The sequence below is a fragment of the Escherichia sp. E10V10 genome, from assembly GCF_004211985.1.
In the GTDB taxonomy this organism is placed as follows: domain Bacteria; phylum Pseudomonadota; class Gammaproteobacteria; order Enterobacterales; family Enterobacteriaceae; genus Escherichia.
The window spans coordinates 208,826-228,749 of record NZ_RHJO01000004.1; the positions used below are offsets into that span (position 1 = coordinate 208,826).

The 19,924-nt window shown below is 50.2% G+C and carries 17 protein-coding genes; 14 read left to right on the forward strand and 3 right to left on the reverse strand.

Going from position 1 to position 19,924, the window contains the following annotated elements:
* Nucleotides 1-5: 5 nt before the first annotated feature.
* Entirely contained in the window at nt 6-863 is an 858-nt protein-coding gene (gene focA / locus D9736_RS09750; RefSeq protein ID WP_000642546.1) for a formate transporter FocA, read from the reverse strand.
* Between the two features lie 405 nt (nt 864-1,268).
* Entirely contained in the window at nt 1,269-3,029 is a 1,761-nt protein-coding gene (ycaO, locus tag D9736_RS09755) for a 30S ribosomal protein S12 methylthiotransferase accessory factor YcaO (RefSeq protein WP_130258237.1), read from the reverse strand.
* Between the two features lie 129 nt (nt 3,030-3,158).
* Between ycaO and D9736_RS09760 the strand changes: the two genes are divergently transcribed.
* From D9736_RS09760 to D9736_RS09830, 14 genes are all read left to right on the forward strand, one after another.
* On the forward strand, nt 3,159-3,851 hold the full coding sequence (locus tag D9736_RS09760) for a DUF421 domain-containing protein (protein WP_130215743.1): 693 nt from the start codon (nt 3,159-3,161) through the stop codon (nt 3,849-3,851).
* A gap of 198 nt (nt 3,852-4,049) precedes the next feature.
* Nucleotides 4,050-5,138, forward strand: a complete 1,089-nt coding sequence (gene serC / locus D9736_RS09765) for a 3-phosphoserine/phosphohydroxythreonine transaminase (protein WP_130215745.1) — start codon at nt 4,050-4,052, stop codon at nt 5,136-5,138.
* 70 nt (nt 5,139-5,208) lie between these two features.
* A complete protein-coding gene (gene aroA / locus D9736_RS09770) occupies nt 5,209-6,492 on the forward strand; it encodes a 3-phosphoshikimate 1-carboxyvinyltransferase (protein ID WP_130258238.1) in 1,284 nt (427 codons plus the stop codon).
* A 164-nt stretch (nt 6,493-6,656) separates the two neighbouring features.
* Nucleotides 6,657-7,421 (forward strand): metallopeptidase YcaL, encoded by a 765-nt coding sequence (gene ycaL / locus D9736_RS09780; protein WP_130205325.1) that lies wholly within the window; start codon nt 6,657-6,659, stop codon nt 7,419-7,421.
* 172 nt (nt 7,422-7,593) lie between these two features.
* Nucleotides 7,594-8,277, forward strand: a complete 684-nt coding sequence (gene cmk / locus D9736_RS09785) for a (d)CMP kinase (protein ID WP_000125014.1) — start codon at nt 7,594-7,596, stop codon at nt 8,275-8,277.
* Nucleotides 8,278-8,387: 110 nt separating this feature from the next.
* Complete coding sequence (rpsA, locus tag D9736_RS09790; RefSeq protein WP_000140327.1) at nt 8,388-10,061, forward strand: 30S ribosomal protein S1; 1,674 nt, start codon at nt 8,388-8,390, stop codon at nt 10,059-10,061.
* 159 nt (nt 10,062-10,220) lie between these two features.
* Nucleotides 10,221-10,505: an integration host factor subunit beta gene (ihfB, locus tag D9736_RS09795; RefSeq protein WP_000167336.1), complete on the forward strand. Its 285-nt coding sequence runs from the start codon at nt 10,221-10,223 to the stop codon at nt 10,503-10,505.
* Between the two features lie 205 nt (nt 10,506-10,710).
* On the forward strand, nt 10,711-12,975 hold the full coding sequence (locus D9736_RS09800; protein ID WP_130258239.1) for a ComEC family protein: 2,265 nt from the start codon (nt 10,711-10,713) through the stop codon (nt 12,973-12,975).
* A 36-nt stretch (nt 12,976-13,011) separates the two neighbouring features.
* Nucleotides 13,012-14,760: a lipid A ABC transporter ATP-binding protein/permease MsbA gene (msbA, locus tag D9736_RS09805; RefSeq protein WP_130205329.1), complete on the forward strand. Its 1,749-nt coding sequence runs from the start codon at nt 13,012-13,014 to the stop codon at nt 14,758-14,760.
* Nucleotides 14,757-15,743, forward strand: a complete 987-nt coding sequence (lpxK, locus tag D9736_RS09810) for a tetraacyldisaccharide 4'-kinase (protein ID WP_130258240.1) — start codon at nt 14,757-14,759, stop codon at nt 15,741-15,743. The genes msbA and lpxK overlap by 4 nt, the downstream gene beginning before the upstream one ends.
* 36 nt (nt 15,744-15,779) lie before the next feature.
* Nucleotides 15,780-17,012: a crosslink repair DNA glycosylase YcaQ gene (ycaQ, locus tag D9736_RS09815; RefSeq protein ID WP_130258241.1), complete on the forward strand. Its 1,233-nt coding sequence runs from the start codon at nt 15,780-15,782 to the stop codon at nt 17,010-17,012.
* Between the two features lie 51 nt (nt 17,013-17,063).
* Nucleotides 17,064-17,246, forward strand: a complete 183-nt coding sequence (ycaR, locus tag D9736_RS09820) for a protein YcaR (RefSeq protein WP_000350058.1) — start codon at nt 17,064-17,066, stop codon at nt 17,244-17,246.
* A complete protein-coding gene (gene kdsB, locus D9736_RS09825) occupies nt 17,243-17,989 on the forward strand; it encodes a 3-deoxy-manno-octulosonate cytidylyltransferase (RefSeq protein WP_064528339.1) in 747 nt (248 codons plus the stop codon). The genes ycaR and kdsB overlap by 4 nt, the downstream gene beginning before the upstream one ends.
* A gap of 154 nt (nt 17,990-18,143) precedes the next feature.
* Nucleotides 18,144-19,037: a YcbJ family phosphotransferase gene (locus D9736_RS09830; protein ID WP_130205335.1), complete on the forward strand. Its 894-nt coding sequence runs from the start codon at nt 18,144-18,146 to the stop codon at nt 19,035-19,037.
* Here D9736_RS09830 and elyC read toward each other — a convergent pair.
* Nucleotides 19,014-19,793 (reverse strand): envelope biogenesis factor ElyC, encoded by a 780-nt coding sequence (elyC, locus tag D9736_RS09835; protein WP_130258242.1) that lies wholly within the window; start codon nt 19,791-19,793, stop codon nt 19,014-19,016. The genes D9736_RS09830 and elyC overlap by 24 nt on opposite strands.
* Nucleotides 19,794-19,924 lie beyond the last annotated feature (131 nt).

Genomic DNA, 19,924 nt, shown 5'->3' on the forward strand with positions numbered 1-19,924 from the left:
AACCATTAATGGTGATCGTTTTCACGCAGGTAAATGACCCAGTATGTCAACCCAACCAACAAACCACCGCCGATAATATTACCGATCGTAACCGGAATCAGGTTATCAGTGATGAAGTTCATCACGGTCAGGTGAGAAAAATTTTCCGGTGCAGAACCGACAGCGGTCCAGAATTCCGGAGATGCGAAGTCGCGGATTACAATACCCATCGGGATCATAAACATGTTTGCGATACTGTGCTCAAAACCGCTGGCAACAAACATCGCGACCGGCAGCACCATGATAAACGCTTTGTCCATCAGGCTGCGGCCAGAATAACTCATCCATACTGCCAGACATACCATCAGGTTTGCCAGGATACCAAGACAGACGGCCTCAATAAAAGTATGGTGCACTTTGTGGTCGGCGGTTTGTAGGACGTTTAGTCCCCATTGACCATTCGCGGTCATATATTCGCCAGAAAGCCACATTAAAAGTACAAACAGCAGTGCGCCGACCAAGTTGCCGAAATAGACATTTAGCCAGTTTTTCGCCAACTGGCCCCAGGTGATGCGCCCACTCGCCTTGGCAACAACAATCAACACTGTGGAAGTAAAGAGATCGGCTCCGCAGACAACACAAAGAATCAGCCCCAGAGAGAAGCAAATGCCGCCAACCAGTTTTGCCATGCCGAAGGGCATTGTGCCTGTGCCAGTGGTTGCTGTGATATAGAAGACGAATGCGATTGAGATGAAAACACCGGCGGTAATCGCCAGATAGAAAGTCTTAAGCGGATGTTTCGTTGCTTTATAGACACCTGCCTCTTCGGCCACTTTGGCCATTGCAGCAGGAAGTAAAAGATCAAAAGGGTTGTCAGCTTTCACACTAACTCTCTCTTTATTAAGTCGGCGACGAGATACTAACAAAGCATTATAGATGAGAAATTGATATAGATCATATCTCGCCTGGCTTATAGGCCCGTAACTCGCATGGTTTTTATGCAAATACGGAGTAAATATTTGATTATCCAAATAAAAATAAATTTTAAAAATTAACAAATGAGTTGAATTTTTTCCGCATCCTCCGCTAAAACAGTTAATTAAAAGGGAGCAACAGGCGAATAAAGTAACAATATCGATCGTATTTATTAAATACAAATTACCGATATTTAACCTTATAATTACAATTATTTTATTAATGCAAATATATGTAAAGCGGGGCATTAAAAAAACGCCCCGTAATATAACTCAGACGAATCATTAAGCCTACATTGCGTAGGCTATTTGATTTTATTTTGCCCAGAATGCTGCTTTGGCGCGCTGCAGCTTTTCGTAGGCCTTCAACAACGACTGATGTGCAGCAAACGCGTGCAGATCGCTATCTACTGGTTGCAAGCCATAAAACGCCGCTTCGCCGCTCATTGCCGCACTGGCGGCTTCTACGGCATCTGCGCCGTACATGCGAACAAACGCATTCAGATATTGCAGTGGCTGGCGATCTTCTTCCTGTGCCAGTAATAACAACGTTTGCAGGCAACGATAATAGTTGGCGCGTTCCGGACTAAATACTGATGAGTTAAACTCCATCGTCCATTCGGTCCAGACCAGAGCCTGTTCCAGATCGCCACCAGCCAGCGCCAGCATGGCTTTTAATTCACCGATACGCAGGGTGTACCAACCGTTATCCGGTCCGGTCGCCAGACCCAGCAGCTCACGTACGCGGGTAAAGTCATCAAAACCTTCTTCATCCAGTTGCTCGATGAGGTTCAGGTAATCTTCCTTTTCCCACTCGCTACCGGGCAGTGACAGAATTGTTTCCCGTAAATGGCTGCCCATACCGTTATTTGCCAGCCATAAATCTTCAGCCGGATAAATATCGGACATGCCAGGCACGATAATTCGGCAAGCGTAGACACCCAGATGCTCGTAATCGGCAATATAAACTTCTTTATCTTCCTTTTTGAAGATAGCCATCAGCGTGGCGAACTCTTCTTCAGTGGTGCCGGAGAAGCTCCAGTCCACAAACGGATAATCGGCATCCTGCTTGAACAGGTCCCAGGAGATCAAACCGCTGGAGTCGATAAAGTGCGTTTCGAGGTTAGTATGTTCAGCGACTTCTTCATCATCGAAGGTTGGTGGAGTAAACACATCCAAATCTTTCAGGCCACGACCTTGCAGCAGCTCGGTCACGGTACGTTCCAGTGCTACGCCAAAATCAGGATGTGCACCGAAAGAGGCAAAGCAGGTACCGTTAGCAGGATTGAGCAGTACCACGCAGATCACCGGATACTGGCCGCCAAGCGAACCATCATAAGCAAAGATTGGGAAACCTTCTGCTTCCAGTGTTTCGATGGCTTCAACCACCGCTGGGTAACGTGCCAGCACGTCTGCCGGGATCTCTGGCAGGCTGATGCTTTCAGCAATAATGCGGTTTTTCACGTAGCGTTCGAAAACTTCAGACAATCCCTGAACGCGTGCTTCGTTGCGGGTATTACCTGCGGACATACCGTTGGAGACGTACAGGTTACCAATGATATTCATCGGAATATAAACGGTCTGATTGTCGGACTGACGCGTAAACGGCAGGCCGCAAATACCACGATCTTCGTTACCGGATTGCAGGTCAATCAGCATGCTACCGGTCAGTTCATTTTCCGGATCGTAAAATGCGCGCAGACGGTCATCGAGCAGCCCTTCTGGCACATCGTCATTTTCGGTCAGCGGGAACCATTTTTCGTTGGGATAATGCACGAACGGACCGTTGGCGATGGTTTCGCCCAGCCAGAAGTCCGCAAAGAAGTAGTTGGTAGACAGACGCTCGAAATATTCACCGAGGGCAGAAGCCAGCGCCGCTTTTTTGGTTGCGCCTTTGCCGTTGGTAAAACACAGGGCGCACTCTTTGTCGCGAATGTGCACAGACCAGACGTTCGGTACTGGATTCAGCCAGGAGGCCTCTTCAATCTGAAAACCGAGGTCGGAGAGTTTTTGCTGGAAGCGAGCGATGGAATCTTCCAGTGCGGCATCTTTGCCGGGGATAAATGTTTGCGTCATGAAAATCACTTTAGTCGTACGGAAAGCGCGCAATAATACGGGTTTTATCTCAAAGGCGCTATCACCGCAGCCATGCCGATGAACTGTTGACTATGCTTTTAGCGGATAAACCACGATAAGAGCATAAAAATGAAGGCGTTCGATCTCCACCGTATGGCATTCGATAAAGTGCCTTTTGATTTTCTTGGCGAAGTTGCACTACGTAGTCTCTATACCTTTGTACTGGTCTTTTTGTTCCTCAAAATGACCGGACGACGCGGTGTGCGGCAGATGTCGCTGTTTGAAGTGTTAATCATTCTGACGCTGGGGTCAGCGGCGGGAGATGTGGCGTTTTATGATGATGTGCCGATGGTCCCGGTGCTTATTGTCTTTATTACCCTGGCGTTGTTATACCGCCTGGTGATGTGGTTGATGGCGCACAGTGAAAAACTGGAAGATTTGCTGGAAGGTAAACCAGTTGTCATTATTGAAGATGGCGAGCTGGCCTGGTCGAAACTCAATAACTCCAACATGACGGAATTTGAGTTCTTTATGGAACTACGGTTGCGTGGCGTGGAACAACTGGGGCAGGTACGTCTGGCTATTCTCGAAACCAACGGGCAAATTAGCGTCTATTTCTTTGAGAATGACAAAGTAAAACCGGGATTACTTATTTTACCCAGTGACTGTACTCAGCGTTACAAAGTGGTGCCGGAGTCGGCGGACTATGCCTGCATTCGTTGTAGTGAAATCATTCATATGAAAGCGGGGGAAAAACAATTATGTCCGCGCTGTGCAAATCCAGAATGGACGAAGGCAAGTCGGGCAAAACGGGTGACCTGACAGCAAAAATATCGGTTTTTTGGTAATAATCCGAGAGATTCTGTTGTGTGACGCGTGCCGCATTTTTTCCCTCAACGCTTTTACCCATTGCGATGCGTGTCACTGAATGATAAAACCGATAGCCACAGGAATAACATATTACCCGCGGTCGCAATCGATTGACCGGGGGTTAATGGCAACGCAACGTGGTGAGGGGAAATGGCTCAAATCTTCAATTTTAGTTCTGGTCCGGCAATGCTACCGGCAGAGGTGCTTAAACAGGCTCAACAGGAACTGCGCGACTGGAACGGTCTCGGTACGTCGGTGATGGAAGTGAGTCACCGTGGCAAAGAGTTCATTCAGGTTGCAGAGGAAGCCGAGAAGGATTTTCGTGATCTTCTTAATATCCCCTCCAACTACAAAGTATTGTTCTGCCACGGCGGCGGTCGCGGTCAGTTTGCTGCTGTACCGCTGAATATTCTTGGTGATAAAACCACCGCAGATTATGTTGATGCTGGTTACTGGGCGGCAAGTGCCATTAAAGAAGCGAAAAAATACTGCACGCCTAATGTCTTTGACGCCAAAGTGACTGTTGATGGTCTGCGTGCGGTTAAGCCAATGCGCGAATGGCAACTCTCTGATAATGCTGCTTATATGCATTACTGCCCGAATGAAACCATTGATGGTATCGCCATCGACGAAACGCCAGACTTCGGCAAAGATGTGGTGGTCGCAGCCGACTTCTCTTCAACCATTCTTTCCCGTCCGATTGACGTCAGCCGTTATGGCGTAATTTACGCTGGCGCGCAGAAAAATATCGGCCCGGCTGGCCTGACAATCGTCATCGTTCGTGAAGATTTGCTGGGCAAAGCGAATATCGCTTGTCCGTCGATTCTGGATTATTCCATCCTCAACGATAACGACTCCATGTTTAACACGCCGCCAACGTTTGCCTGGTATCTGTCTGGTCTGGTCTTCAAATGGCTGAAAGCGAACGGCGGTGTGGCTGCAATGGATAAGATCAATCAGCAAAAAGCAGAACTGCTGTATGGTGTGATTGATAACAGCGATTTCTACCGCAATGATGTGGCGAAAGCTAACCGTTCGCGGATGAACGTGCCGTTCCAGTTGGTGGATAGCGCGCTTGATAAATTGTTCCTCGAAGAGTCTTTCGCTGCGGGCTTACATGCGCTGAAAGGTCACCGTGTGGTCGGCGGAATGCGTGCTTCTATTTATAACGCCATGCCGCTGGAAGGCGTTAAAGCACTGACAGACTTCATGGTTGAGTTCGAACGTCGTCACGGCTAATGCCGACATTTTGCGTAATCCCCACAGCCAGACTGTGGGGTTTTTATTTCTGTTGTAGAGAGTTGAGTTCATGGAATCCCTGACGTTGCACCCCATCGCCCGTGTCGATGGCACTATTAATCTGCCCGGTTCCAAGAGCGTTTCTAACCGCGCTTTATTGCTGGCGGCATTAGCACACGGCAAAACAGTATTAACTAATCTGCTGGATAGCGATGACGTGCGCCATATGCTGAATGCATTAACGGCGTTAGGGGTAAGTTACACGCTTTCAGCCGATCGTACGCGTTGCGAAATCATCGGTAACGGCGGTCCATTACACGCAGAAAGCGCGCTGGAGTTGTTTCTTGGAAACGCCGGAACGGCTATGCGTCCGCTGGCGGCGGCACTTTGTCTGGGAAACAATGATATTGTCCTGACTGGTGAGCCGCGTATGAAAGAACGCCCGATTGGTCATCTGGTGGATGCGTTGCGCCAGGGCGGAGCGAAAATCACTTACCTGGAACAAGATAATTATCCGCCGTTGCGTTTACAGGGCGGTTTTACTGGCGGCAACGTTGACGTTGATGGCTCCGTTTCCAGCCAGTTCCTCACCGCACTGTTAATGACTGCGCCTCTTGCGCCGAAAGATACAGTTATTCGTATTAAAGGTGATCTGGTTTCTAAACCTTATATCGATATCACGCTCAACCTGATGAAAACGTTTGGTGTTGAGATTGAAAATCAGCACTATCAACAATTTGTCGTAAAAGGGGGGCAGTCTTATCAGTCTCCGGGTACTTATTTGGTCGAAGGAGATGCATCTTCAGCTTCTTACTTCCTGGCAGCAGCAGCAATCAAAGGCGGCACGGTAAAAGTGACCGGCATTGGACGCAACAGTATGCAGGGCGATATTCGATTTGCTGATGTACTGGAAAAAATGGGGGCGACCATTAGCTGGGGCGATGATTATATTGCCTGCACGTGTGGCGAACTGAACGCCATCGATATGGATATGAACCATATTCCCGATGCGGCGATGACCATTGCCACGACGGCGTTATTTGCAAAAGGCACAACCACGCTGCGCAATATTTATAACTGGCGCGTAAAAGAAACGGATCGCCTGTTCGCGATGGCAACAGAGCTACGTAAAGTCGGTGCAGAAGTTGAAGAGGGGCACGATTTCATTCGCATAACACCACCGGAAAAACTGAACTTTGCCGAGATCGCGACATACAATGATCACCGGATGGCGATGTGTTTCTCGCTGGTGGCATTGTCAGATACGCCAGTGACGATTCTTGACCCCAAATGTACGGCTAAAACCTTCCCGGATTACTTCGAACAACTGGCGCGGATAAGCCAACCAGCTTGAATAACGGGCGATAAATAGACAAATATTTCTTTCTAAAAACGTCGGCACATTGCCGGCGTTTTTTTTCGGACCTTGTGAGTCATTTTGAACAGTGGTAACGTCAATTATCAATGTAAGTTATTGATGCATAATATTTATATATGATTAATCAACGGATGATTCACATGAAGAATACTAAATTACTGCTGGCGATTGCGACTTCTGCAGCACTACTGACAGGGTGTCAAAATACGCACGGTATTGATACCAATATGGCTATCAGCTCCGGTTTAAATGCCTATAAAGCTGCAACGTTAAGCGACGCCGATGCAAAAGCCATTGCCAATCAGGGCTGTACCGAAATGGACAGCGGCAATCAAGTTGCAAGCAAATCCAGCAAGTACGGTAAACGTCTGGCAAAAATCGCCAAAGCATTGGGTAACAACATTAACGGTACGCCGGTCAACTATAAGGTTTATATGACCAGCGACGTTAACGCATGGGCGATGGCAAACGGCTGTGTCCGAGTCTACAGTGGCCTGATGGACATGATGAACGACAACGAAATTGAAGGCGTTCTGGGTCATGAACTGGGACACGTTGCATTGGGTCACTCACTGGCTGAAATGAAAGCATCTTATGCGATTGTTGCCGCACGCGATGCAATTTCCGCCACCAGCGGTGTTGCTTCCCAGCTTTCTCGCTCGCAACTGGGCGATATCGCAGAAGGCGCTATCAATGCTAAGTACTCCCGCGATAAAGAGTCTGAAGCAGATGATTTCTCCTTTGATCTGCTGAAGAAACGTGGCATTAACACCCAGGGACTGGTCGGTAGCTTTGAAAAACTGGCCAGCCTGGATGGCGGTCGTACTCAGTCTATGTTTGACTCTCATCCACCATCAGCAGAGCGTGCACAGCACATCCGCGATCGTATCGCCTCCGGTAAGTAAATCATTGTCATCTTTCGGGCTGGTCTTTCGCCAGCCCGCTATAATTGCGCAATAAATCCCCATCTGAATACAGACAAAACTGGTTTTTGCACACAACGTTAACGATTTGTGGCGCCGACGCGTATAATGCGCGCGGTTATGTTAACGGTACGCCTGTTTTAAGGAGATAAAGATGACGGCAATTGCCCCGGTTATTACCATTGATGGCCCAAGCGGTGCAGGGAAAGGCACCTTGTGTAAGGCTATGGCGGAAGCGTTGCAATGGCATCTGCTGGACTCGGGTGCAATTTATCGCGTACTGGCACTGGCGGCATTACATCACCATGTTGATGTTGCGTCGGAAGATGCGCTGGTGCCGCTGGCATCCCATCTGGATGTACGTTTTGTGTCGACCAATGGCAATCTGGAAGTGATCCTCGAAGGGGAAGATGTCAGCGGCGAAATTCGTACTCAGGAAGTGGCGAATGCTGCTTCACAAGTCGCTGCATTCCCACGCGTTCGTGAAGCATTATTGCGTCGCCAACGCGCATTCCGGGAGTTACCCGGTTTGATCGCCGATGGTCGCGATATGGGGACAGTGGTATTCCCTGATGCGCCAGTAAAAATTTTCCTTGACGCCTCCTCGGAAGAACGTGCGCATCGCCGCATGCTACAGTTGCAGGAGAAGGGCTTTAGTGTTAACTTTGAGCGCCTTTTGGCCGAGATCAAAGAACGCGACGACCGCGATCGTAATCGCGCGGTAGCGCCCTTGGTTCCGGCAGCCGATGCTTTAGTTTTGGATTCCACCACCTTAAGCATTGAGCAAGTGATTGAAAAAGCGTTACACTACGCGCGCCAAAAATTGGCTCTCGCATAAGCGACCGAATTTGCAGTACCCCCGTTGCAATGGAATGACAGCGGGTATGTTAAACAACCCCATCCGGCACGGAGCCAGGTGGACGTTAAATATAAACCTGAAGATTAAACATGACTGAATCTTTTGCTCAACTCTTTGAAGAGTCCTTAAAAGAAATCGAAACCCGCCCGGGTTCTATCGTTCGTGGCGTTGTTGTTGCTATCGACAAAGATGTAGTACTGGTTGACGCTGGTCTGAAATCTGAGTCTGCCATCCCGGCTGAGCAGTTCAAAAACGCCCAGGGTGAACTTGAAATCCAGGTAGGTGACGAAGTTGACGTTGCTCTGGACGCAGTAGAAGACGGCTTCGGTGAAACTCTGCTGTCCCGTGAAAAAGCTAAACGTCACGAAGCCTGGATCACGCTGGAAAAAGCTTACGAAGATGCTGAAACTGTTACCGGTGTTATCAACGGCAAAGTTAAGGGCGGCTTCACTGTTGAGCTGAACGGTATTCGTGCGTTCCTGCCAGGTTCTCTGGTAGACGTTCGTCCGGTGCGTGACACTCTGCACCTGGAAGGCAAAGAGCTTGAATTCAAAGTAATCAAGCTGGATCAGAAGCGCAACAACGTTGTTGTTTCTCGTCGTGCCGTTATCGAATCCGAAAACAGCGCAGAGCGCGATCAGCTGCTGGAAAACCTGCAGGAAGGCATGGAAGTTAAAGGTATCGTTAAGAACCTCACTGACTACGGTGCATTCGTTGATCTGGGCGGCGTTGACGGCCTGCTGCACATCACTGACATGGCCTGGAAACGCGTTAAGCATCCGAGCGAAATCGTCAACGTGGGCGACGAAATCACTGTTAAAGTGCTGAAGTTCGACCGCGAACGTACCCGTGTATCCCTGGGCCTGAAACAGCTGGGCGAAGATCCGTGGGTAGCTATCGCTAAACGTTATCCGGAAGGTACCAAACTGACTGGTCGCGTGACCAACCTGACCGACTACGGCTGCTTCGTTGAAATCGAAGAAGGCGTTGAAGGCCTGGTACACGTTTCCGAAATGGATTGGACCAACAAAAACATCCACCCGTCCAAAGTTGTTAACGTTGGCGATGTAGTGGAAGTTATGGTTCTGGATATCGACGAAGAACGTCGTCGTATCTCCCTGGGTCTGAAACAGTGCAAAGCTAACCCGTGGCAGCAGTTCGCGGAAACCCACAACAAGGGCGACCGTGTTGAAGGTAAAATCAAGTCTATCACTGACTTCGGTATCTTCATCGGCCTGGACGGCGGCATCGACGGCCTGGTTCACCTGTCTGACATCTCCTGGAACGTTGCAGGCGAAGAAGCAGTTCGTGAATACAAAAAAGGCGACGAAATCGCTGCAGTTGTTCTGCAGGTTGACGCAGAACGTGAACGTATCTCCCTGGGCGTTAAACAGCTCGCAGAAGATCCGTTCAACAACTGGGTTGCTCTGAACAAGAAAGGCGCTATCGTAACCGGTAAAGTAACTGCAGTTGACGCTAAAGGCGCAACCGTAGAACTGGCTGACGGCGTTGAAGGTTACCTGCGTGCTTCTGAAGCATCCCGTGACCGCGTTGAAGACGCTACCCTGGTTCTGAGCGTTGGCGACGAAGTTGAAGCTAAATTCACTGGCGTTGATCGTAAAAACCGCGCAATCAGCCTGTCTGTTCGTGCGAAAGACGAAGCTGACGAGAAAGATGCAATCGCAACTGTTAACAAACAGGAAGATGCAAACTTCTCCAACAACGCAATGGCTGAAGCTTTCAAAGCAGCTAAAGGCGAGTAATTCTCTGACTCTTCGGGATTTTTATTCCGAAGTTTGCTGAGTTTACTTGACAGATTGCAGGTTTCGTCCTGTAATCAAGCACTAAGGGCGGCTACGGCCGCCCTTAATCAATGCAGCAACAGCAGCCGTTAAATTTGCCTTTAAGGAACCGGAGGAATCATGACCAAGTCAGAATTGATAGAAAGACTTGCCACCCAGCAATCGCACATTCCCGCCAAGACGGTTGAAGATGCAGTAAAAGAGATGCTGGAGCATATGGCCTCGACTCTTGCGCAGGGCGAGCGTATTGAAATCCGCGGTTTCGGCAGTTTCTCTTTGCACTACCGCGCACCGCGTACCGGACGTAATCCGAAGACTGGCGATAAAGTAGAGCTGGAAGGAAAATACGTTCCTCACTTTAAACCAGGTAAAGAACTGCGCGATCGCGCCAATATTTACGGTTAAGTTTTAGTAAAACTTGAACGCGGAAAAAGCACCTGACGGGTGCTTTTTTCATTTCTGCAATATGGTTCTGGAAGCTGTCTCGCAGAGTTGTGTACAGTTTTCATGATCCTGCTAAATTCTTCTGAACGTGCCTCGGGCAACGCAAAACTCCCGCCAGACAACCACTCAACAAAGTTGCACACTTTCCAAAAACAGGGAGGAGTGCATGAAAATAACGACAGTTAGCCTGTGCATAATTTGCGGGATTTTTCCGCTGCTGATTTTGCCGCAGTTGCCTGGGACATTAACTCTCGCGAGTCTGACTGTATTCGTCTGCGTACTGGCATTTATTCCTGTTAAAGTCGTCCGTTATTTCACGCTGACATTGCTGTTTTTTCTTTGGGGCGTGTTGGCGGCGAAGCAAATTCTGTGGGCAGGAGAAAACTTAACTGGCGCGACGCAGGATGCAGTCGTCGAGATTACCGCCACTGACGGCATGACCACGCATTACGGGCAAATTACTCATCTACAAGGGCGGCGGTTATTTCCCGCGCCAGGCATCGCGCTATATGGCGAATATTTGCCACAATCGGTATGCGCTGGGCAACGATGGTCGATGAAACTGAAAGTGCGTGCTGTTCACGGTCAACTTAATGATGGCGGCTTTGACAGCCAGCGTTATGCCATTGCCCAGCATCAGCCACTTACCGGACGTTTTCTGCAAGCAAGCGTCATTGAACCAGGTTGTAGCCTACGTGCGCAATATCTGGCATCCCTGCAAACGACGCTGCAGCCGTATTCATGGCAGACGGTGATGCTCGGCTTAGGAATGGGTGAACGGTTATCGGTATCTAAAGAAACTAAAAATATAATGCGCGATACCGGTACGGCACATTTAATGGCGATATCGGGTTTACACATCGCTTTTGCAGCATTACTGGCTGCGGGGCTAATTCGTGGCGGGCAAATTTTCCTCCCCGGGCGTTGGATTTACTGGCAGATGCCATTAATCGGTGGAGTTTGCTGCGCTGCTTTTTATGCCTGGCTTACCAGTATGCAGCCGCCTGCATTGCGTACCGTGGTGGCGCTTGCGACCTGGGGAGCGCTCAAATTGAGCGGCCGGCAATGGAGTGGTTGGGATGTGTGGATATGCTGCCTGGCAGCAATTCTGCTGATGGATCCTGTCGCTATCCTTTCGCAAAGTTTGTGGCTCTCTGCCGCAGCGGTGGCAGCGCTGATATTTTGGTATCAGTGGTTTCCCTGCCCAGTCTGGCCATTGCCGCCTGTATTGCAATCTATTGTTTCACTTATCCATCTGCAACTTGGTATAACACTCCTGCTAATGCCGGTGCAAATAGTCATATTTCATGGCATTAGTCTGACTTCATTTATGGCAAATTTGTTCGCTATTCCCTTAGTGACATTTATTTCGGTTCCGTTGATCCTCGCCGCGATGGTTGTGCATTTAAGCGGGCCATTAATCCTGGAACAAGGTATATGGTTTCTTGCCGATCGGTCCTTAGCTTTACTTTTTTGGGGGTTAAAGAGTTTGCCTGAAGGGTGGATAAGCATTGCTGAACGTTGGCAATGGCTATCATTTTCGCCCTGGTTATTACTGGTGATATGGCGACTAAACGCATGGCAAACGTTGCCTGCGGTGTGTATGGCTGGAGGAATTATAATGTGTTGGCCACTGTGGCAAAAACCACGGTCTGATGAGTGGCAGGTTTATATGCTTGATGTCGGGCAAGGGCTGGCAATGGTGATCGCTCGAAACGGTAAAGCGGTTCTCTATGATACAGGGCTCGCCTGGCCGGAGGGGGACAGTGGGCAACAACTGATTATTCCCTGGCTCCGCTGGCATGACCTTGAACCGGTAGGCGTTATTCTTAGTCATGAACATCTTGATCATCGGGGTGGGCTGGACTCGATATTACATGCCTGGCCGACGTTATGGGTAAGAAGCCCCTTAAACTGGGTGCATCATCAGCCCTGCGTGCGTGGCGAAGCGTGGCAGTGGCAAGGATTGCAGTTTAGCGTGCACTGGCCTTTGCAAGGGAGTAACGAAAAGGGAAATAACCATTCCTGTGTGATTAAGGTTGATGATGGAACACATAGCATTCTTTTGACTGGCGATATTGAAGCCCCCTCTGAACAAAAAATGCTAAGTCATTACTGGCAACAGGTTCAGGCAACTTTGATTCAGGTACCCCATCACGGTAGTAATACCTCGTCATCAGTGCCATTGATTCAGCGGGTAAATGGAAAAATGGCACTGGCATCGGCATCGCGCTATAACGCATGGCGATTGCCCTCCAGTAAAGTCAAACTTCGCTATCAACTACAAGGATATCAATGGGTTGACACCCCACATCAGGGGCAAATAACGGTCTATTTTTCAGCGCAAGGTTGGCGGGTGAGCAGCCTAAGGGAGCAAATTTTACCTCGTTGGTATCATCAGTGGTTTGGCGTGCCAGTGGATAACGGGTAGAATATGCGGCTATTTCAACAAATGCTGGTTTTTTGAATGCATAACGACAAAGATCTCTCTACGTGGCAGACATTCCGCCGACTGTGGCCAACCATTGCGCCTTTTAAAGCGGGTCTGATCGTGGCGGGCATAGCGTTAATTCTCAACGCAGCCAGCGATACCTTCATGTTATCGCTCCTTAAGCCGCTTCTCGATGATGGCTTTGGTAAAACAGATCGCTCCGTGCTGATGTGGATGCCGCTGGTGGTTATCGGCCTGATGATTTTACGTGGTATCACCAGTTATATCTCCAGCTACTGTATCTCCTGGGTATCAGGAAAAGTGGTCATGACCATGCGTCGACGTCTGTTCGGCCACATGATGGGAATGCCAGTGTCATTTTTTGACAAACAGTCAACCGGGACACTGCTTTCACGTATTACTTACGATTCTGAACAGGTTGCTTCGTCGTCTTCTGGCGCGCTGATTACGGTGGTGCGTGAAGGTGCTTCCATTATCGGTCTGTTCGCCATGATGTTCTATTACAGCTGGCAGCTGTCGATCATTTTGATTGTGTTGGCGCCGATTGTCTCGATTGCGATTCGTATCGTGTCGAAGCGTTTTCGCAGCATCAGTAAAAACATGCAGAACACCATGGGGCAGGTGACCACCAGTGCTGAACAGATGCTGAAAGGCCACAAAGAAGTATTGATTTTTGGCGGCCAGGAAGTAGAAACAAAGCGTTTTGATAAGGTCAGCAACAAGATGCGTTTGCAGGGCATGAAAATGGTTTCTGCTTCTTCCATCTCTGACCCGATCATTCAGCTGATCGCCTCTCTGGCACTGGCATTTGTTCTCTACGCTGCGAGCTTCCCAAGCGTGATGGATAGCCTGACCGCCGGTACGATTACTGTCGTCTTCTCTTCGATGATTGCACTGATGCGTCCGTTGAAATCGCTGACCAACGTTAACGCCCAGTTCCAACGCGGGATGGCAGCATGTCAGACGCTGTTTACCATTCTGGATAGTGAACAGGAGAAAGACGAAGGTAAACGCGAGATTGAGCGTGCTACCGGCGACGTCGAATTCCGCAATGTCACCTTTACCTATCCGGGGCGTGAAGTCCCGGCGCTGCGTAATATCAACCTGAAGATCCCGGCAGGGAAAACAGTGGCTCTGGTAGGGCGTTCGGGGTCGGGTAAATCGACCATCGCCAGCCTGATCACCCGTTTTTATGATATCGATGAAGGCGAGATCCTGATGGATGGTCACGATCTGCGCGAGTATACCCTGGCGTCTTTACGTAACCAGGTTGCTCTGGTGTCGCAGAATGTCCATCTGTTTAATGACACGGTTGCCAACAACATTGCTTACGCCCGTACTGAACAGTACAGCCGTGAGCAAATTGAAGAAGCTGCACGTATGGCCTACGCCATGGACTTTATCAATAAGATGGATAACGGTCTTGATACGGTTATTGGTGAAAACGGCGTGTTGCTCTCTGGCGGTCAGCGCCAGCGTATTGCCATTGCCCGTGCCTTGCTGCGTGATAGCCCAATTCTGATTCTGGATGAAGCCACCTCGGCGCTGGACACCGAATCCGAACGCGCGATTCAGGCGGCGCTGGACGAGTTGCAGAAAAACCGTACCTCTCTGGTGATTGCCCACCGCTTGTCTACCATTGAAAAGGCTGACGAAATTGTGGTCGTCGAGGACGGGATCATTGTGGAACGCGGTACGCATAACGATTTGCTTGAGCACCGTGGAGTCTACGCGCAACTTCATAAAATGCAGTTTGGCCAATGATCGAAAAAATCTGGTCTGGTGAATCCCCTTTGTGGCGGCTATTGCTGCCACTCTCCTGGTTGTATGGCCTAGTGAGTGGCGCTATCCGTCTTTGCTATAAACTAAAACTGAAGCGCGCCTGGCGTGCCCCCGTACCGGTTGTCGTGGTTGGTAATCTCACCGCAGGCGGCAACGGAAAAACTCCGGTGGTTGTCTGGCTGGTGGAACAACTACAAAAACGCGGTATTCGTGTTGGCGTAGTGTCCCGGGGCTATGGCGGTAAAGCTGAGTCGTATCCGCTGTTATTGTCGGCAGATACCACCACCGCACAGGCGGGCGATGAACCGGTGCTGATTTATCAGCGTACGGGTGCACCTGTTGCAGTTTCTCCTGTCCGTTCAGATGCGGTAAAAGCCATTCTGGCGCAATATCCCGATGTGCAGATTATCGTGACTGATGACGGTTTACAGCATTATCGTCTGGCGCGTGATGTGGAAATCGTCGTCATCGATGGCGTGCGTCGCTTTGGCAATGGCTGGTGGTTACCGGCGGGGCCAATGCGCGAGCGCGCGGGGCGCTTAAAATCGGTTGATGCGGTAATCGTCAACGGCGGTGTCCCCCACAGCGGTGAAATCCCCATGCATCTGCTGCCGGGTCAGGCGGTGAATTTACGTACCGGTACGCGTTGTGACGTTGCTCAGCTTGAACATGTGGTGGCGATGGCGGGGATTGGGCATCCGCCGCGCTTTTTTGCCACGCTGAAGATGTGCGGCGTACAACCGGAAAAATGTGTACCGCTGGCCGATCATCAGTCTTTAAATCATGCGGATGTTAGCGCGTTGGTAAGCGCCGGGCAAACGCTGGTAATGACTGAAAAAGATGCGGTGAAATGTCGGGCTTTTGCAGAAGAAAACTGGTGGTATTTGCCCGTTGACGCACAGCTTTCAGGTGATGAACCAGCAAAACTGCTTGCGCAACTAACTTCGCTGGCTTCTGGCAACTAGTTACGCCGCGGCAGCGTTCGATTGATGGAGTCATGAATGTCGCTGCCGCACCTCTCCCTTGCTGATGCGCGTAATCTTCACCTTGCCGCGCAAGGCCTGTTAAACAAACCCCGCCGTCGAGCGTCGTTGGAAGATATTCCGGCAACGATCTCCCGTATGTCCTTGCTGCAAATCGATACCATCAATATTGTTGCCCGTAGTCCATATCTGGTGCTTTTCAGTCGTCTGGGAAATTATCCTGCGCAGTGGCTGGATGAGTCTCTGGCGTGTGGCGAATTAATGGAATACTGGGCGCATGAAGCCTGCTTTATGCCGCGTAGCGATTTTCGTCTTATTCGCCACCGCATGCTGGCACCTGAAAAAATGGGCTGGAAATACAAAGATGCCTGGATGCAGGAACATGCGGCGGAAATTGCACAGTTAATTCAGCATATTCATGATAAGGGGCCGGTACGTTCAGCCGATTTTGAGCATCCTCGTAAAGGGGCGAGCGGCTGGTGGGAGTGGAAGCCGCATAAACGGCATCTGGAAGGGCTCTTTACCGCCGGAAAGGTGATGGTGATTGAACGGCGCAACTTCCAGCGCGTTTATGATTTAACCCACCGAGTCATGCCTGACTGGGATGATGAGCGCGACCTCGTTTCGCAAACAGAAGCAGAAATCATCATGCTGGATAACAGTGCGCGCAGCCTGGGAATATTTCGCGAACAGTGGCTGGCGGATTACTACCGGCTGAAACGTCCGGCGCTGGCGGCGTGGCGCGAAGCGAGGGCTGAACAGCAGCAAATCATTGCTGTGCATGTTGAAAAATTGGGTAATCTTTGGCTGCATGCTGATTTGCTGCCGCTACTCGAACGTGCGCTCGCCGGAAAGCTCACTGCAACGCACAGCGCGGTACTTTCGCCTTTTGATCCTGTTGTCTGGGATCGTAAACGGGCAGAGCAACTTTTTGATTTTAGCTACCGGCTGGAGTGCTACACGCCAGCGCCCAAACGCCAGTATGGTTATTTCGTTCTACCGTTATTGCATCGTGGGCAATTAGTTGGACGAATGGATTCTAAGATGCATCGCCAGACTGGCATCTTTGAAGTGCTCTCTCTCTGGTTACAGGATGGGGTAAAACCAACAGTGACCCTTCAAAAAGGGCTGCGTCAGGCGATTACTGATTTTGCTCACTGGCAGCAGGCAACACGAGTAACAATAGGGCGCTGCCCGCACGGTTTCTTTACCGATTGCCGCACCGGCTGGGAAATAGACCCCGACGCATAAATGATTATGATAAGATTTATGCATTCATAACCCGATCCATCTGGAGGAACTATGGATCATCGTCTGCTTGAAATCATTGCCTGCCCGGTTTGCAACGGCAAACTTTGGTATAACCAGGAAAAACAAGAGCTTATTTGCAAACTGGACAACCTGGCTTTTCCGCTGCGCGATGGCATTCCAGTGCTGCTGGAAACGGAAGCCCGCGTGCTGACTGCTGATGAGAGTAAATCATGAGTTTTGTGGTCATTATTCCCGCGCGCTATGCTTCCACGCGTCTGCCAGGTAAGCCGCTGGTCGATATTAACGGCAAACCCATGATTGTTCATGTACTTGAACGCGCACGCGAATCAGGAGCCGAGCGCATCATCGTCGCAACCGATCATGAGGATGTCGCCCGCGCTGTTGAAGCTGCTGGCGGTGAAGTATGCATGACGCGTGCTGATCACCAGTCAGGTACAGAACGCCTGGCGGAAGTTGTCGAAAAATGCGCGTTCAGCGACGACACGGTGATTGTGAATGTGCAGGGTGATGAACCGATGATCCCCGCGACAATCATTCGTCAGGTTGCCGATAACCTTGCCCAGCGTCAGGTTGGAATGGCGACCTTGGCTGTGCCTATCCACAGTGCGGAAGAAGCCTTTAACCCGAATGCGGTTAAAGTTGTTCTCGACGCCGAAGGTTATGCGCTCTACTTCTCGCGCGCCACCATTCCGTGGGATCGTGACCGTTTTGCGAAAGGTCTGGAAACCGTAGGAGATAACTTCCTGCGCCATCTCGGCATTTATGGCTATCGTGCAGGTTTTATCCGCCGCTATGTTAACTGGCAGCCAAGCCCGTTAGAACATATCGAAATGCTAGAGCAGCTTCGTGTGCTGTGGTATGGAGAAAAAATCCATGTAGCTGTCGCCCAGGAGGTTCCTGGCACCGGTGTAGATACTCCCGAAGATCTTGAGCGTGTTCGCGCTGAAATGGCTTAATTTTTCCCCACGACACTCCATCTCAATTTTGGGAGGAGTGTCGTAGCGTTACGATTCTCTTCATTTTTTCCCTTCAACAATTGATCTCATTCAGGTGACATCTTTTACATTGGCGCTCATTATGAAAGCAGTAGCTTTTATGAGGGTAATCTGAATGGAACAGCTGCGTGCCGAACTAAGCCATTTACTGGGCGAAAGATTGAGTCGTATAGAGTGTGTGAATGAAAAAGCAGACACAACTCTGTGGGCGTTGTATGACAGCCAGGGAAACCCGATGCCGCTCATGGCGCGAAGTTTTTCTACCCCGGGGCAGGCCAGACAGCTGGCATGGAAAACCACCATGCTGGCTCGGAGCGGGACTGTTCGCATGCCGACTATCTATGGCGTGATGACGCATGAAGAACATCCCGGTCCCGATGTCTTGTTGCTGGAGCGGATGCGCGGTGTTTCTGTGGAAGCTCCCGCAAGAACGCCAGAGCGCTGGGAACATCTGAAAGATCAAATTGTTGAAGCGTTGCTGGCCTGGCACCGTCAGGACAGCCGCGGATGTGTTGGCGCGGTTGACAATACTCAGGAAAATTTCTGGCCTTCCTGGTATCGTCAGCACGTTGAAATGCTGTGGGCGACGCTCAATCAGTTTAATAACACAGGTTTAACCATGCAGGATAAGCGGATCCTGTTTCGCACTCGTGAATGTCTGCCGGTGTTGTTTGAAGGTTTTAACGATAATTGTGTGCTGATTCACGGCAATTTCTGTTTGCGTAGCATGCTGAAAGATTCCCGTAGCGATCAGCTCCTGGCGATGGTCGGACCGGGGTTAATGCTCTGGGCGCCGCGTGAGTATGAATTATTCCGGTTGATGGATAACACCCTGGCGGAAGATTTGCTCTGGAGTTACCTGCAACGCGCGCCAGTGGCGGAGTCTTTCATCTGGCGGCGTTGGCTGTATGTGTTATGGGATGAAGTTGCACAACTGGTCAATACCGGGCGGTTTAACCGTAGCAACTTTGATCTGGCGACTAAATCACTTCTGCCCTGGCTCGCCTGACGCACCTTTTAGCCACTGCCAGATGCGGCCAAGCGTTTCATAGCCAACGCGGTCGCTATGCATCAACCAGACCGGAGACGGGATTGCCCGTTCCCACGGATTAAGCGGCGAGTCGATTGCCAACTGGTTCGCCGGGGCTGGCAGCGGATTTAGCCCTTCCTGCTGAAAAAAGATCATCGCGCGCGGCAAATGAGACGCAGATGTCACCAGCAGGAAAGGGGCGTCGCCAATCGCCTGTTTCACTGCGGCAGCTTCTTCTTCGGTATCTTTTGGTAAATCCAGTGTGATAATTTGCTCGCGTGGGACACCCAGCGATTGCGCCACTCTGGCACCTACTTCCGCTGTACTCACCGTATTGGTTTTTGCTACGCCTCCCGTGAAGATCAGCTTTGATCCCGGATTTTCGCGCCATAAGCGAATACCTTCATTCAGGCGCGGCAAACTGTTATTGATTAAATTAGAGCTCGGTGCCCACTGTGGGTTCCAGGTATAACCACCTCCGAGCACCACGATATAGTCCACTTTTTGCGCATTATTCCATGTCGGATAGGTGCTTTCGATGGGACGCAGCAGGCGGTCGGCTACCGGTTGCAAACTCAATAACAAGAGCGCCAGCCACCCAATGCTAATAAAAATCTTCCCGGTTTTTTGAAAACGGCTAAACCACAGCAGCGCCAGGCCAGCACCAATAATCAACAACATCAGCGGAAGTGGCAGCAGCATGCCGCCAATCACTTTTTTCAGTGTAAAAAGCATCCTTTCTGGTTCCTTTTTTGACCATATAGCAAGGGATCGCCAGTGATATTACACCAGACGGGTTCATTCTCGCCGTGGCTGTGACAAAATAGCGTCTTTATCAGAAAACGTCTTAGCCAACCGGTGGAGAA

Excerpts from the sequence above, each read along its gene's own strand:
- ycaO (WP_130258237.1), bottom strand. The coding sequence starts at position 3,029 with ATGACGCAAACATTTATCCCCGGCAAAGATGCCGCACTGGAAGATTCC.
- D9736_RS09760 (WP_130215743.1), top strand. The coding sequence starts at position 3,159 with ATGAAGGCGTTCGATCTCCACCGTATGGCATTCGATAAAGTGCCTTTT.
- serC (WP_130215745.1), top strand. The coding sequence starts at position 4,050 with ATGGCTCAAATCTTCAATTTTAGTTCTGGTCCGGCAATGCTACCGGCA.
- aroA (WP_130258238.1), top strand. The coding sequence starts at position 5,209 with ATGGAATCCCTGACGTTGCACCCCATCGCCCGTGTCGATGGCACTATT.
- ycaL (WP_130205325.1), top strand. The coding sequence starts at position 6,657 with ATGAAGAATACTAAATTACTGCTGGCGATTGCGACTTCTGCAGCACTA.
- cmk (WP_000125014.1), top strand. The coding sequence starts at position 7,594 with ATGACGGCAATTGCCCCGGTTATTACCATTGATGGCCCAAGCGGTGCA.
- rpsA (WP_000140327.1), top strand. The coding sequence starts at position 8,388 with ATGACTGAATCTTTTGCTCAACTCTTTGAAGAGTCCTTAAAAGAAATC.
- ihfB (WP_000167336.1), top strand. The coding sequence starts at position 10,221 with ATGACCAAGTCAGAATTGATAGAAAGACTTGCCACCCAGCAATCGCAC.
- D9736_RS09800 (WP_130258239.1), top strand. The coding sequence starts at position 10,711 with ATGAAAATAACGACAGTTAGCCTGTGCATAATTTGCGGGATTTTTCCG.
- msbA (WP_130205329.1), top strand. The coding sequence starts at position 13,012 with ATGCATAACGACAAAGATCTCTCTACGTGGCAGACATTCCGCCGACTG.
- lpxK (WP_130258240.1), top strand. The coding sequence starts at position 14,757 with ATGATCGAAAAAATCTGGTCTGGTGAATCCCCTTTGTGGCGGCTATTG.
- ycaQ (WP_130258241.1), top strand. The coding sequence starts at position 15,780 with ATGTCGCTGCCGCACCTCTCCCTTGCTGATGCGCGTAATCTTCACCTT.
- ycaR (WP_000350058.1), top strand. The coding sequence starts at position 17,064 with ATGGATCATCGTCTGCTTGAAATCATTGCCTGCCCGGTTTGCAACGGC.
- kdsB (WP_064528339.1), top strand. The coding sequence starts at position 17,243 with ATGAGTTTTGTGGTCATTATTCCCGCGCGCTATGCTTCCACGCGTCTG.
- D9736_RS09830 (WP_130205335.1), top strand. The coding sequence starts at position 18,144 with ATGGAACAGCTGCGTGCCGAACTAAGCCATTTACTGGGCGAAAGATTG.
- elyC (WP_130258242.1), bottom strand. The coding sequence starts at position 19,793 with ATGCTTTTTACACTGAAAAAAGTGATTGGCGGCATGCTGCTGCCACTT.